The organism is Chryseobacterium sp. 2P (assembly GCF_059579425.1).
In genome coordinates, this window is record NZ_CM184194.1 from 897,396 (window position 1) to 910,148 (window position 12,753).

The 12,753-nt window shown below is 35.2% G+C and carries 16 protein-coding genes; 11 read left to right on the plus strand and 5 right to left on the minus strand.

What is annotated here, in order from left to right; all coding sequences use genetic code 11:
• Positions 1–123 precede the first annotated feature (123 nt).
• Positions 124–657 (plus strand): SRPBCC family protein, encoded by a 534-nt coding sequence (locus AC52CF_RS03995; protein ID WP_214590680.1) that lies wholly within the window; start codon positions 124–126, stop codon positions 655–657.
• A 58-nt stretch (positions 658–715) separates the two neighbouring features.
• Here AC52CF_RS03995 and AC52CF_RS04000 read toward each other — a convergent pair whose 3' ends face one another.
• Positions 716–1,084 (minus strand): DUF805 domain-containing protein, encoded by a 369-nt coding sequence (locus AC52CF_RS04000; RefSeq protein ID WP_214590679.1) that lies wholly within the window; start codon positions 1,082–1,084, stop codon positions 716–718.
• Positions 1,085–1,222: 138 nt separating this feature from the next.
• Between AC52CF_RS04000 and AC52CF_RS04005 the strand changes: the two genes are divergently transcribed.
• From AC52CF_RS04005 to rimM, 4 genes are all read left to right on the plus strand, one after another.
• The gene (locus tag AC52CF_RS04005) at positions 1,223–1,672 is read left to right on the plus strand and encodes a GreA/GreB family elongation factor (RefSeq protein WP_214590678.1); all 450 of its coding nucleotides are present in this window, start codon (positions 1,223–1,225) and stop codon (positions 1,670–1,672) included.
• A 247-nt stretch (positions 1,673–1,919) separates the two neighbouring features.
• Positions 1,920–2,432, plus strand: coding sequence for a nitroreductase family protein (locus AC52CF_RS04010; RefSeq protein ID WP_496517888.1), 513 nt, complete (start codon positions 1,920–1,922; stop codon positions 2,430–2,432).
• A gap of 224 nt (positions 2,433–2,656) precedes the next feature.
• Positions 2,657–3,211 (plus strand): 30S ribosomal protein S16, encoded by a 555-nt coding sequence (locus AC52CF_RS04015; protein WP_214590676.1) that lies wholly within the window; start codon positions 2,657–2,659, stop codon positions 3,209–3,211.
• Positions 3,212–3,223: 12 nt separating this feature from the next.
• The gene (gene rimM, locus AC52CF_RS04020) at positions 3,224–3,766 is read left to right on the plus strand and encodes a ribosome maturation factor RimM (protein WP_235129813.1); all 543 of its coding nucleotides are present in this window, start codon (positions 3,224–3,226) and stop codon (positions 3,764–3,766) included.
• A gap of 21 nt (positions 3,767–3,787) precedes the next feature.
• Here the strand turns inward: rimM and AC52CF_RS04025 are convergent, their stop codons facing one another.
• A complete protein-coding gene (locus AC52CF_RS04025) occupies positions 3,788–4,744 on the minus strand; it encodes a helix-turn-helix domain-containing protein (protein WP_496517889.1) in 957 nt (318 codons plus the stop codon).
• A 90-nt stretch (positions 4,745–4,834) separates the two neighbouring features.
• On the opposite strand from AC52CF_RS04025, the gene AC52CF_RS04030 reads away from it, so the two are divergent.
• The 6 genes from AC52CF_RS04030 (at position 4,835) to rpoN (ending at position 9,708) form a co-directional block, all read left to right on the plus strand.
• Entirely contained in the window at positions 4,835–5,305 is a 471-nt protein-coding gene (locus AC52CF_RS04030; RefSeq protein WP_496517890.1) for a hypothetical protein, read from the plus strand.
• Between the two features lie 20 nt (positions 5,306–5,325).
• Positions 5,326–5,925 carry a CDP-alcohol phosphatidyltransferase family protein gene (locus AC52CF_RS04035; protein ID WP_496517891.1) on the plus strand — a complete coding sequence of 200 codons (600 nt, stop codon included), beginning with the start codon at positions 5,326–5,328 and terminating at the stop codon, positions 5,923–5,925.
• Between the two features lie 134 nt (positions 5,926–6,059).
• Positions 6,060–7,508, plus strand: a complete 1,449-nt coding sequence (gene asnS, locus AC52CF_RS04040; RefSeq protein WP_496517892.1) for an asparagine--tRNA ligase — start codon at positions 6,060–6,062, stop codon at positions 7,506–7,508.
• Positions 7,509–7,581: 73 nt separating this feature from the next.
• Positions 7,582–7,803 (plus strand): DUF2683 family protein, encoded by a 222-nt coding sequence (locus AC52CF_RS04045; protein ID WP_496517893.1) that lies wholly within the window; start codon positions 7,582–7,584, stop codon positions 7,801–7,803.
• Positions 7,791–8,084 carry a type II toxin-antitoxin system RelE/ParE family toxin gene (locus AC52CF_RS04050; RefSeq protein WP_496517894.1) on the plus strand — a complete coding sequence of 98 codons (294 nt, stop codon included), beginning with the start codon at positions 7,791–7,793 and terminating at the stop codon, positions 8,082–8,084. Before AC52CF_RS04045 ends, AC52CF_RS04050 begins: the two co-directional genes overlap by 13 nt.
• Positions 8,085–8,244: 160 nt before the next feature.
• The gene (rpoN, locus tag AC52CF_RS04055) at positions 8,245–9,708 is read left to right on the plus strand and encodes an RNA polymerase factor sigma-54 (protein WP_235129818.1); all 1,464 of its coding nucleotides are present in this window, start codon (positions 8,245–8,247) and stop codon (positions 9,706–9,708) included.
• 153 nt (positions 9,709–9,861) lie between these two features.
• Here rpoN and AC52CF_RS04060 read toward each other — a convergent pair whose 3' ends face one another.
• The 3 genes from AC52CF_RS04060 to AC52CF_RS04070 all read right to left on the minus strand — a co-directional run bounded on the left by AC52CF_RS04060 (position 9,862) and on the right by AC52CF_RS04070 (position 12,705).
• On the minus strand, positions 9,862–11,484 hold the full coding sequence (locus tag AC52CF_RS04060) for an AMP-binding protein (protein WP_496517895.1): 1,623 nt from the start codon (positions 11,482–11,484) through the stop codon (positions 9,862–9,864).
• Positions 11,485–11,546: 62 nt separating this feature from the next.
• Positions 11,547–12,221: a DUF8845 family protein gene (locus AC52CF_RS04065; RefSeq protein WP_214590667.1), complete on the minus strand. Its 675-nt coding sequence runs from the start codon at positions 12,219–12,221 to the stop codon at positions 11,547–11,549.
• The gene (locus tag AC52CF_RS04070) at positions 12,214–12,705 is read right to left on the minus strand and encodes an RNA polymerase sigma factor (RefSeq protein ID WP_076396001.1); all 492 of its coding nucleotides are present in this window, start codon (positions 12,703–12,705) and stop codon (positions 12,214–12,216) included. Before AC52CF_RS04070 ends, AC52CF_RS04065 begins: the two co-directional genes overlap by 8 nt.
• Positions 12,706–12,753: the final 48 nt, after the last annotated feature.

Here is a 12,753-nt window from a genome sequence, read left to right on the forward strand (position 1 = left end):
AAAATTGATATTATTGTATAATCTTGTCATATGCAAAGTTAAGATGAAGCCGGATTGATTAATTTTGACAGTTAACTGAAGTCTTATTAAGATAAAATTATAAACTCCTAAAATAATATAACGATGAAAACATTTTTAAAGGCTCTTGGAATCATTATTTTGTTAATTGCAGTTTACGCTGTAGTTGCCATTTTGGCTTTCGGCAACAATTATCATTATGAAAAATCTATGGTGATGAACGCTCCGAAAGAAAAAGTCTGGAAACAGATCAGTTCCACAAAAGCATTCAACCAGTGGAATCCGTGGATGAAGTTGGATCCGAACATGAAACTTACGTACTCCGGAAATGAAGGACAGGTGGGAGATAAATATTGTTGGGACAGCAAAAATGATGATGCAGGAGCAGGATGTCAGGAAATAAAAGAATTGGTTGAAAATCAGAAACAAAAGACTGAAATGATTTTTGAAAGACCTTTTGCGGGACAGGCAACCTCAGAAATTACTTTATCTCCAGAAGGAAATGGTACAAAAGTAACGTGGACGATGGATACGGAACAAGATCCGATGATGAAAATAATGCGCCCGATGATGGATTACCAAATGGGAAAATCCTATGAAGAAGGTCTGAATAATCTGAAGAAATTAGTAGAAAAATAAAGATTTTTTACATCAAAATAAAATAAAGCCTTGTGAAATTTTTCACAAGGCTTTATTCTTAATATTCTTTTTGACCTATTTCATTGATAGAATTGTAATTTCCTTCACCTTTCGGATTGGGACCGTATTCGTTCGGACCATGGTCGCTGTTTCCAAACAACATCCAAAGGGAATAGAAGGGAATAATCTGAAACCATCCTGAATTTCCTCTGTCGTGACATCTTTTTGCTCCTTGTGCTAACATAAACCACACTAGAGGAATAAGCAATAGTAAAAAGATAATAAGAAGAACTCCTGGAGGATCTTCGTTATTATTAATATTAAAATAAAGATTGAAGGGAACAGAAAATACTAAATAGATAAGATAGGATAGTCCATACTCTGTTCTTCTGATTCTTCCCTCGAAAGAAAATGGTGCTTTAAACATGGTATTTTAGTTTTATTTGTTAAAAAACAAATGTAGAAATTATTTTAAAATTTCAGTACCATATTTGGAATTGTTATTTTATGTTAAGCCGAGTAAGAATTATTGAAAAAATATTATCTTTATATAAAGATTTGATTCATGGAGAAGACCGTATTTGAGAAAAATAACATAAGAAATTATGTGAAGAACGTAATTGCCGAAAAAATTGAGAAACTTAAAAACTTTATTGAATTTACTCAGGAAGCAAGCCGTGATATAAAAAAAACTCCGAAATATGACAGCATGCGCGAGGAAATGCAGGAAGAAATCTACCAGATGCAGCGTCAGTTGGGCGCATTAAATGATCTCAGGAGAAATATGGCTAAAGTCCTGAATAATTCTACCGAAAGAGTTCAACTGGGTTCTCTGGTCATTACCAATAAGGCACGGTTTTATATTTCAGTTTCTTTAGGTGAATTTTTCTTCGAAGGAGACCGCTTTTACGCTATTTCATCTGAAAGCCCGATGGCAAAGAAAATGATGGGCATGAAACCCGGAGATGAATTTACGCTCAATAAAATCCATCAGAAAATTGTTGAGGTACTTTAATTTTTATGAATGATGAATGATGAATGATGAATGATGAATGATGAATGATGAATTTTTCAAACTAAACATTGCTGTCATTCTGAATGGAGCGTAGCGGAATGAAGAATCTATTTTGATGATATTACCGTTGAATATTCGTCAGAAAGACAAACAAACTTTTAAAATAAACGCGTAATCTAACTTATCAATAACTAAAAACTATCAGCTATCAACAGCCAGCCATCAACTTTTTCGTAATTTTACGCTCATGAATAAAGCAGAAGTTTTAAAAGAAATCATAGAGCAGAGAAGAAGTATATTCCCGAAAGATTATTCGGATACTGAAATTTCACAGGAAATTCTTGAAGAAATTTTACATTCGGCAACGTTAGCTCCCAATCATAAACGTACAAAACCCTGGCGTTTTAAAATATTCAGAGGGGAGGAAAAAGCAAATCTTGCTTTAGAAATGCAGTCGATTTACAAATCTACCCAACCTGAACATCTTTTTTTAGAAAAAAAATACAACGATATCGGCTTTAAAATCAATAAAGCAGATACCGTAGTCTCCATTGTTGTTAATTTCAGCGGAATGGTTCCGGAATGGGAAGAAATTGCCGCGGTTTCCATGGCAGTTCAGAATATGTATCTTACCTGTACAGCAAATAATATCGGTTGTTACTGGAGTTCCCCGAAAATCGTAGATCATTTAAAAGAGTCTTTAACGATTGAGGAAAACCAAAAATGTCTTGGGTTGTTCTACATGGGTAATTTGGACTAAATAGCCCTGATCGAACGGCATGTCTGAGCTCTTTTCCTTGGCTTCCGGCGCGGCGAAGCCGCGCCGGAAGCCAAGGAAAAAGCGAGTAGTGAGAGCAGGTTCCCGGCTCCAAAAAAAGAGAATTTGCAAAACTTTTTACCAGAAGCTTTTTACTTTGAACTTTTTTATTATCTTTGCACTCTTAAATATTTAACTGGGACGAGTTCCCGTAAAATTCAAACATTATGTCAGTAAAAATCAGATTACAAAGACACGGATCTAAAGGAAGACCTTTTTTCCACATCGTGGTTGCAGATTCTAGAGCAAGAAGAGATGGTAAATTCATCGAGAAACTAGGAACATACAACCCAATTACAAACCCTGCAACTATCGATTTGAACGTTGATTCTGCTGTGAAGTGGTTAAACAACGGTGCTCAGCCAACTGATACTGCAAGAGCTATTCTTTCTTACAAAGGAGCGCTTTACAAAAAACACTTACAAGGTGGTGTTGCTAAAGGAGCTTTTGATGAGGCTGAAGCTGAAAAAAGATTCAATGCTTGGGTAGAAGCTAAAGAAGCTAAAGTACAAGGTAAAGTAGACGGTTTGGCTACTGCTAAATCTGATGCTAAGAAAGCTGCTTTAGAAGCTGAAGTAAAAGTAAATGAAGCTAGATTGGCTGCTGCTGCACAGGCTGAAGCGGACGCTAAAGCTGCTGAAGAAGCTGCAAATGCACCTGCTGAAGAAACTACAGAAGGAGAAGCTGCTGCTGAATCTACAGAAGAAAATACTGAAGCTTAAGAAAAATCCGGTATGCGTAAAGAAGATTGCTATTTATTAGGAAAAATCACGCGCAGACACGGACTTGCGGGAAACGTTATCCTTAAACTGGATACCGATCAGCCCGAGCTTTACAATAAACTGGAATCAATATTCGTTGAAATCAACGGATTATTGGTTCCTTTTTTTATTGAAAAATCATCCTGGAGTAAATTGGATGCTCTTAATATTGCATTTAAAAATTCCTCGGAAGCTTTAGTGGATCAGTCATTGGGGAAAAACGTCTATCTTCCTCTCTCAAGCTTACCAAAACTTACCGGAAAGCAATTTTATTACCATGAAATCATCGGGTACAATATCCATGATGAAAATGATAACGACTGTGGAGTGATCCGTTCTGTAAACGATCAGACAGCGCAGGTTTACTTTATTACCAATCTCGATGGAAAAGAAGTAGTAATCCCTATCATCAAAGACTGGATCTTAGAAGTGAATAGAGATGAAAGATTCATCAAAATGCAGCTTCCGGAAGGTCTTATTGATGTTTTCTTGGTTCCTTCCAAGAAAGACGAATAATTTTACAAATAATTTTGCTGCTTACATTTTAGTATTCAGTTTCTTTTTCAAATCCTCAATCTGAGTATACATTCTGTTAAAAAATATTTTTCGGTCCCGGTTTCCCGAAGTATTCATCGATTTTGAATTTTTAATCTGATGCTCAAAATAATTCAGTGTTTCGGTACATGTCTTTTCATCGTTAATCAGAATATAGCCAAACATATTGGTCGGAATGGCAAAGAGTGACTGTTGAGGATGATGAAAAAAGATGTCATTGGAAAGATGCATTAGTTCATTTTCGTACAGCTGAAATTTCGTATCGTTTTCTGTTTTTTCCTCAATATACTGTATAAGTTCCGTTAATTCATTTAAAATAATCCGAGCCTCACTCTGTTTCAGGTGCCCCGTTTCAGAATAAAACAAAATTTGCTGTAGGATGCTCGAAATGGTACTGTTATTCCATAACTCAATAACATTCTGTTCCTCATATTTCTTCCTGAGTTCTTTCGTGTCGAGTTTAAAATCGGGAGGCGAAAACTGCAAAAAAGGAATGAAAACTTGTTTGGAATTAAGCAGATTCATCCATACATATACTTTAAAACGGGAAAGCATCGAATCTGAAAGCGTGTAAAAAAACGGAATGTCTTTCGCCGAATAATAGATCGTCATTCCTTTTGAAAGAGGAAGATTTTCAAACACATTGAGATTGTTCTGGAAAAATGATTTTAAATCTTCTGTTTCCGTAACAACACTTGTTTTTCTTACTATAATCTGCCGGTCAGAAGTCTGAAACTGATCCAGAGAAATCTGAAAATACTTTGCCAGTTCCAAAGCTTCCTCTAAACTGAATTTTGCTTTCAGGGAAGTTCTTCGGTGTGCCGCATCGTAGCTGATATTGAGAATGTTGGCAATTTCGTCATTCAGAGATTTTTCGCCAATCTTTTTCCGGATTTCTTTAAGCAAACGTTCCTGATACATGGTTTTTGCGATTTTCACAAATGTAGAGATTTATTTTAATTTTTTTTCGCATTTATGAAACAGATTTTCAAGTATAGCTTTGAGGTGTAATTTTTAAAATAAGCAATCATGAAAAATTTTGTATTAATCATTGCGCTGTCTTTTTGCAGTTTTGTAAACGCAAAAATCGGCAACAAAAAAGACTGGGCAATTATAGGATCAATTATTTGCACTCGTCTCGAATTAACCATCATGAATGATAAATCTTTTCTTTCTTTCGGTCCGAAAATTCCTCTTAATGAAAATAATTATGTGAGTTTAAGAGGGCATTTCAATTGGTGGGATACACCGGAAAGAAAATTTATTGTCATTCCGGAACTGGATTATTTTTACAAAGTTGCAGATTTCAAAGAAAAAAGTATAATTACAAATTTATATACCGGCGCTGGAATTACTCCATATGCGGTATCACCAAAATTTGAAATAGTTTTTTACCATTTTATTTCTGCTGAATCGGGTTATAATATTGAATACGAACCTTATAAGTACTTTTCTACTTCGGGTTTCAGATTTTCTTTGGGATTTAATTTAGTCTTTTAAATCTTAAAAAAACAATTGAAATGAAAACAATACCCTATTTATTAATCGCCACAAGATTTTGTTTGGCTCCAATCATCCTTTTGTTAGCTTATTTTAAAGGAGAGCAATCCCGATTTTTAATTTTAAGCTTAATGTATTTTGGTTTATTAACGGATATTTTCGACGGAATTATCGCACGAAAAGTCGGTGTTTCTTCCGAAAAACTTAGAAGATTAGACAGTCAGACCGATTTGATATTCTGGCTATCTCTTGGATTTGCTTCTTACTTTTTAAATGCTGAATTAATAAAAAACGAATGGAAAGGAATTGCTCTAATTTTCGTAATGGAAGCACTTTGCTATATAATAAGCTGGCTAAAATTCGGCAAAGAGACCTGTACTCACGCTTTTCTGTCAAAAATGTGGGGACTGAGTTTGCTAATTGCTTTTACCTGTTTAATTGGATTTCAACAGGCAGGCTGGGCTTTTTATATTACCGTTATTTTGGGATTTATTTCGCACATTGACGTAATTTTAATTATTTTGATTCTTCCGAAATGGCAATATGATGTTCCGAGTTTTTATCATGCATGGAAAATAAGAAAAGGAAAACAGAGAAAAAAATCGATTTTCTTTAATTGATTCTTATTTAAAGCATAATTTTTTGAGTAATTAATTGATAAATGAACTGAATTAAAACAGTGTAATCCTCAAATTGCGCTGTTTTTTTGTAACTTTGTAGACATTAATTTTTACAGAAAAATTTTAATCAACAAATGAAAAAGCAGACAATTAAGGAAATCCTACAGGATTACAAGAAAGTATTACATCATGACATTACGGTTTACGGTTGGGTAAGAACGTTCCGTGCAAATCGCTTTATTGCGCTTAATGATGGTTCTACGATTAATAATTTGCAGATTGTTGTTGATTTTGAAAATTTCGACGAAGAGATTATCAGCAAAATCAGTACAGCTTCTTCCCTTAAAATTGTAGGAGAAGTGGTGGAAAGTCAGGGAGCAGGACAGGCTGTTGAGATTTTAGCTAAAAAAATTACCATTTTAGGAGATAACTTCACTGAAGAAAGAGACAAAACGATTCTTCAGCCTAAAAAACACTCATTGGAAACTTTGAGGGATCAGGCGCATTTGAGATTCAGAACCAACTTGTTCGGAGCCGTTTTCAGAGTGCGTCATGCGGTGAGTTTTGCGGTACATTCTTTCTTTAACCAGAATCAGTTTTTCTACATCAACACGCCGGTAATTACGGGAGCCGATGCAGAAGGAGCCGGAGAAATGTTCGGGGTAACGAATTTTGATCTGAACAATATTCCGAGAGATGAGCAGGGAGACATCGATTTTGCTCAGGATTTCTTCGGAAGAAAAACAAATTTAACGGTTTCCGGACAGCTTGAAGGAGAAACTGCGGCGATGGGATTGGGAAGAATTTATACTTTCGGACCGACTTTCCGTGCAGAAAATTCAAACACAACCCGTCACTTGGCAGAATTCTGGATGATTGAGCCGGAAGTGGCTTTTAACAACCTTGAGGATAACATTGATCTTGCAGAAGATTTCTTAAAATATGTAATTAAATATGTACTGGATCACTGCAAAGACGATCTTGAGTTCTTAGACAAACGTTTTGAAGAAGAGCAAAAATCCAAGGCTGAAAAAGACAGAGCAAAAGAAGGTCTTATCGAAAAGCTTGAAAATGTAATTGCGAAACGTTTCAAGAGAGTTTCTTATACAGAAGCTATCGAGATCTTAATGAACTCAAAAGAAAATAAGAAAGGAAAATTCCAGTATCCGGTTGAAAACTGGGGAACCGATCTTCAGTCTGAGCACGAAAGATATCTGGTTGAAAAGCATTTCGAAAGTCCGGTAGTTCTGTTTGATTATCCAAAAGAGATCAAAGCATTCTACATGAAGCTGAATGAAGACGGAAAAACAGTTGCTGCGATGGACGTTCTTTTCCCGGGAATCGGAGAAATCATCGGAGGTTCTGAAAGAGAAGCGAGATTAGATGTTTTGAAGCAGAAAATGACAGAAATGCACGTTGATGAACACGAATTGTGGTGGTATTTAGATACAAGAAAATTTGGTTCTGTTCCGCACGCAGGATTTGGTCTCGGATTGGAAAGACTGGTTCTTTTCGTAACAGGAATGACAAACATCAGAGATGTAATTCCTTTCCCGAGAACTCCAAAAAACGCTGAATTTTAATTTTTTAATAAATGCATATAGAAATCCTTCTGAGAACATCGGAAGGATTTTTTTATTAACTTTACTTAAAATAATGATGATGAGTACAATTACCATACATACAGAAAACGAAAATCAGATCAATCTTCTGAAAGCCCTTCTGAAAGAGCTGAAAATTAATTTTGAAATTGATAAAGAAGAAAATCTTACAGAGTGGCAGAAGAAACAATTGCTAAAGGGTATAGATGAGGCTGATAAAGGAGATTTTGTTAGTAAAGAAGATGCTGAAGAAATTTTGGATCAATGTTTCAGATAAAATGGACTCGTCAGGCATTGTTATCTTTTGCTGACACGTTAAAATATTGGATTGCTCATAATTCTTCCCAAGCATATTCAAAAAAGCTAAGAAAAGAAGTTGAGAAAAAGGAAAAACTTATTTCCGAAAATCCGAATATAGGTTCTCCCTCTGAAATTGATGATGTTAAATATGTTTTGATTGATAAAAATTTTTCCCTTTATTATCGGGTTAATAAAGATGTTATTGAAATTCTGGCGTTTTGGGATAACAGAAGAGATCCGGAAAATTTGGATATATAAGAATAAAAAAGCCCTGAAAATAATTGTTCAGGGCTTTTTTTGTTTATTTTAAATAGCTTATTATATGTAATTGAGTACAAAAATCGTGCTAAAATTTAATTTTGTCAAAAAAAAGTATTAAATTCGTAAAATATGTTATGTTAAAACACCAACTAGTAATATGCTAAAACAACACTTACAACTCAAATTAGGACAAAAGCTGGCTCCCCAGCAAATCCAGTTAATGAAGTTGATCCAGCTTCACACACTGGAGTTTGAAGAGGAACTTGAGAGGGAGTTAGAAGAAAATCCGGCATTGGAGATCGCAAAAGAAGAATCTAAGGAAGATGATTATTCTTCTCTCGAAGATACGTATGAAACAGAAGGAACGGAAAGTATTGAAACGGATTTTGATGTAGATCAATATCTTTACGACGACGAACCAAGTTATAAAACAGCATCCAGCAACTATTCATCAGACGATGAGGAATTTGATAATGAAAGTCTTCTGACAGAAGGGCAGTCTTTGTACGATTATCTGATGGAACAGATTAATCTTGCCAATATTAACAAAGAAGATCTTAAAATCGCAGAGTATCTTATCGGAAATCTCGATACAGACGGATATTTAAGAAGAGAAATAAAATCTATTGTTGATGACCTTGCGTTTTCTCAGGGAATTTATACAACGAGAGAAAATGTAGAAGATATTCTGGAAAACTATGTACAGAAACTTGATCCGCCCGGTGTGGGAGCAAGAGGTCTTCAGGAATGTCTTTTGCTGCAGATTGAGAAAAAAGTAAGCTCAGATAAAGCGGTTTCTCTGGCTGCCAGTATTCTGAGACATCAGTTTGATGCACTTACCAACAAACACTATAACAAGATCATTCAGAAGTATGATATAGAGGAAGAAGATCTGAGAGACGCTCTGGATGAAATTTCAAAATTATCTCCAAAAGTGGGGGGTAACTTTGATACGCAAACCATTACCATTAATCAGGAAATTATCCCGGATTTTGTAATTCAGGTGAAAGACGGACAGGTTATTCCGATGCTGAACAGCAAAAATGCACCTACTTTAAGAGTTTCTGAAGAATACAAAGATATTTTATCTACTTATTCTCACGATAAAAATTCAGCAGAACACAAACAGGCGGCTTTGTTCATCAAGCAGAAATTAGATGCGGCAAAATGGTATATTGATGCCATTAATCAGCGCCAGAATACATTATTGCAAACCATTACAGCCATTGTAAAATTTCAGAAAGACTATTTCCTTACCGGAGATGAAAAATCTTTGAGACCCATGATTCTTAAAGATATTGCCGATATTACTGGCTTCGATATTTCAACGATTTCAAGGGTGGTAAAAAGTAAATATGCCGATACGCCGAACGGAATTATTTACCTTAAAGATCTGTTCTCGGATAGTTTAACGAACGATGACGGAGAGGAAGTTTCTACAAAAGAAATCAAAATGCATCTTCAGGAAGTGATCAGCAAAGAAAATAAAAGAAAACCATTAACGGATGATGCTTTAGTGGTTATTCTGAAAGAGCAGGGCTACAATATCGCCAGAAGAACGATTGCAAAATACCGTGAACAGCTTAATATTCCGGTAGCGAGATTAAGAAAAGAATTATAAAATAGAAAAGCAGTTCAATCGAACTGCTTTTTTTATTGTTTTTTAATTATCCATAAAGTTGTATCTCATTCTGAAACAGCCTGAAAAGATTCGAACGAAGTTGAAAGAATCTCCATTTGTAAAGTGGATTCTTCGCTACAAATGACAAGATCTTTAAATCTTTGCCTTATCTAATCCCAATTCCTTTACAGAAACTTCCCGCATTTCCACTTTTCGTACTTTTCCGGAAATCGTCATCGGGAATTCATCCACAAACTTCCAGTATTTCGGAACTTTATAATGGGCAATTCTGCCTTTGCAATAGTTTAAAAGTTCTTCTTCCGTTACCTGAAAACCTTTTCTCACTTTCACCCACGCCATCACTTCTTCTCCGAATTTCTCGCTCGGAACTCCGATGATCTGAACATCAAGAATATTCGGGTATGTATACAAAAAGTCTTCAATTTCTTTCGGAGAAATATTTTCACCGCCGCGGATAATCAGATCTTTTATCCTTCCGGAAATGGTAATATAGCCTTCTTCATCCATAACCGCCATATCTCCTGTGTGCATCCATCTTCCCTCATCCAGAACTTTTCTTGTGTTTTCGGGATCGTTCCAGTATTTCAGCATTACAGAATATCCTCTTGTACACAATTCTCCGTGTTCGCCACGGATAACGATTTTTCCGTTTTCATCAACGATTTTTATTTCCAGATGATCCTGAACCGTTCCTACCGTATTCACCTGCTTTTCAAATGGGGTTCCGATAAGAGTTTGTGTAGAAACAGGGGAGGTTTCCGTCATTCCGTAGCAGATGCTCATTTCTTTAATATTCATGAGACTTTCCACTTTTTTCATAATTTCCGGAGGGCAGACTGAGCCTGCCATTACGCCTGTTCTTAAACTTGAAAAATCAAAGGTTTCGAAATTTTTTACGGCTAATTCTGCAATAAACATGGTCGGAACTCCGTAAAGCGAGGTACATTTTTCGTCAGAAACAACTTTTAAAGTGATTTCAGGATCAAAACTGTCATTCGGAATTACCATACAGGCTCCGTGAGCAGTACAGCAGATGTTTCCGATCACCATTCCGAAACAGTGATAAAAAGGAACGGGAATGCAAACTCTGTCTTTTTCGGTATACTTTAACCGAATTCCGATAAAATATCCGTTATTTAAAATATTATGATGAGAAAGCGTAACTCCTTTCGGAAAACCCGTCGTTCCTGAAGTATATTGAATATTCACAGGATCATCAAACTGAACATGCTCCTCAAAACTGTGGAGTGTATCATCAGAAATATGCTGTCCGTTATTTAAAAACTCTTCCCAATTGTCATCAAAGAAAACTTCGGATTTTAAGGTGACACAAAACTCTCTTGCATCGGCAATCATTTGTTTATAATCGCTGGATTTGAAAGCCAGAGACGAAAAAATATGGGACATTTCAGACTGATTGATTACAAAGATCAGTTCACTGGTTCTGTAAGCAGGATTGATATTAACTAAAATAACTCCGATTCTTGCGGTTGCATATTGTAAAAGAACCCATTCGTAACGGTTGGTAGACCAGATTCCGATGCGGTCTCCGGATTTTGCTCCCAGAAAAATCAGTGCTTTTGCAACGGCTGTTGTCTGATTGTAAAATTCCTGATAGGTAGCGCGGTAATTTTGATGTACACAGATTAATGCTTCGTGATTAGGAAATTTTTCAACCGTGTGTTTCAGGTTATTTCCGATGGTTTCACCCAATAAAGAAATGTCGGAAGCACCATGAACATAGGATATTTGCATAGAATAAAAGATTTGGTTAAATAAAATTAACAATAATATCTTAAATTCCTGCAGTTTTCAGTTTAAATTTCCTGCGAATCGATTTCTTTTAACTGAGTTAAATTCTTATCCAGTTTTTTAATGATAATTCCATAAACAACCCTGTAATACAGCCATACCATTATTACTGTAAAAACAGTACTTATGATAATACCTGCTACGAATCCTATTAGCGTAGAATTGGTAATTTCTACATTCTGAGTATTTAAGATATAAAAAACAAAGATTGTGAAAATAGAGGTAAAAGTGATTAATAATGCAATATTAATTAAAATAAAGGCGTTAACTGTCTTCTTAAATTTAATGATCTTAAGAATAAACTTTTTAAGATTTTCCTCAATTTTTATAACCTTGTAATTCTGATAAAATTTAAGGACAAAATAAGCTGTGATGGCTAAACTTAAAACTTTTAATACGAGATAAATATTGTCGAACGTATTTTCTAATTCCGAAGTTTTCTGTACGCCCAGCTTTGTAAGAATATTAATGAAAGAGTTGGATTCCTTTCCCTGAATGATGTAGAATAATCCTATTAATGTAAAGAATAAAAACTCGAAAACACTGATCCAGAAAATATACTTCACATAATTTCGTGATTTTTTGTTGAGCATCTGAAGAATCTCATTGTTGTTGTATTTTTCCTGAACAGGCTGTTCCTGCCATGTTTTCTTAAAGCTGTCTAAATCAAATTCAGGCATATTTTTCCATCTGTTCTTTAAGGGTTTTCTTTAATCTGTTCATTTTCACACGCGCATTTACTTCGGTTATCCCGAGGTTTTCTGCAATATCCTTATAAGGCAAATCATCCAGATACATCATCACGATTGCTCTTTCCACATTGGGAAGCGTTTTGATTACTGTATACAAAAGTGATACCTGTTGCTGTTTTTCGTCATCATCTTCCACAAAATCTGCATGGTTGATGTCTAATTCATTAGTCTGTAAACTTTTGCTTTTTTTTCTGAAAAGGGTGATAGCGGTATTTAAAGCAACACGGTACATCCACGTAGAAATTTTGGAATTTCCTTTAAATGAGTCATAACTTCTCCACAATTGTAACACAATTTCCTGAAAAAGATCTTCCTCGTCCTCCAAAGAATTGGTGTAAAGACGCGAAACCTTAATAATCAGACCCTGATTATCCTTAATAAGCTGCGCAAATTCCTTTTCCTTTGAAGCCAATTGGGATGTTTAATTTTTGTAGCACGAAGATAATAATTATTAGTCAAT

What these genes read in the sequence shown, in the direction of transcription:
- asnS (WP_496517892.1), top strand. Translation starts at nt 6,060, where the DNA reads ATGAAAAAGCAGACAATTAAGGAAATCCTACAGGATTACAAGAAAGTA.
- AC52CF_RS04065 (WP_214590667.1), bottom strand. Translation starts at nt 12,221, where the DNA reads ATGCCTGAATTTGATTTAGACAGCTTTAAGAAAACATGGCAGGAACAG.
- AC52CF_RS04005 (WP_214590678.1), top strand. Translation starts at nt 1,223, where the DNA reads ATGGAGAAGACCGTATTTGAGAAAAATAACATAAGAAATTATGTGAAG.
- AC52CF_RS04030 (WP_496517890.1), top strand. Translation starts at nt 4,835, where the DNA reads ATGAAAAATTTTGTATTAATCATTGCGCTGTCTTTTTGCAGTTTTGTA.
- rpoN (WP_235129818.1), top strand. Translation starts at nt 8,245, where the DNA reads ATGCTAAAACAACACTTACAACTCAAATTAGGACAAAAGCTGGCTCCC.
- AC52CF_RS04010 (WP_496517888.1), top strand. Translation starts at nt 1,920, where the DNA reads ATGAATAAAGCAGAAGTTTTAAAAGAAATCATAGAGCAGAGAAGAAGT.
- rimM (WP_235129813.1), top strand. Translation starts at nt 3,224, where the DNA reads ATGCGTAAAGAAGATTGCTATTTATTAGGAAAAATCACGCGCAGACAC.
- AC52CF_RS04060 (WP_496517895.1), bottom strand. Translation starts at nt 11,484, where the DNA reads ATGCAAATATCCTATGTTCATGGTGCTTCCGACATTTCTTTATTGGGT.
- AC52CF_RS04050 (WP_496517894.1), top strand. Translation starts at nt 7,791, where the DNA reads ATGTTTCAGATAAAATGGACTCGTCAGGCATTGTTATCTTTTGCTGAC.
- AC52CF_RS04015 (WP_214590676.1), top strand. Translation starts at nt 2,657, where the DNA reads ATGTCAGTAAAAATCAGATTACAAAGACACGGATCTAAAGGAAGACCT.
- AC52CF_RS04035 (WP_496517891.1), top strand. Translation starts at nt 5,326, where the DNA reads ATGAAAACAATACCCTATTTATTAATCGCCACAAGATTTTGTTTGGCT.
- AC52CF_RS03995 (WP_214590680.1), top strand. Translation starts at nt 124, where the DNA reads ATGAAAACATTTTTAAAGGCTCTTGGAATCATTATTTTGTTAATTGCA.
- AC52CF_RS04045 (WP_496517893.1), top strand. Translation starts at nt 7,582, where the DNA reads ATGATGATGAGTACAATTACCATACATACAGAAAACGAAAATCAGATC.
- AC52CF_RS04000 (WP_214590679.1), bottom strand. Translation starts at nt 1,084, where the DNA reads ATGTTTAAAGCACCATTTTCTTTCGAGGGAAGAATCAGAAGAACAGAG.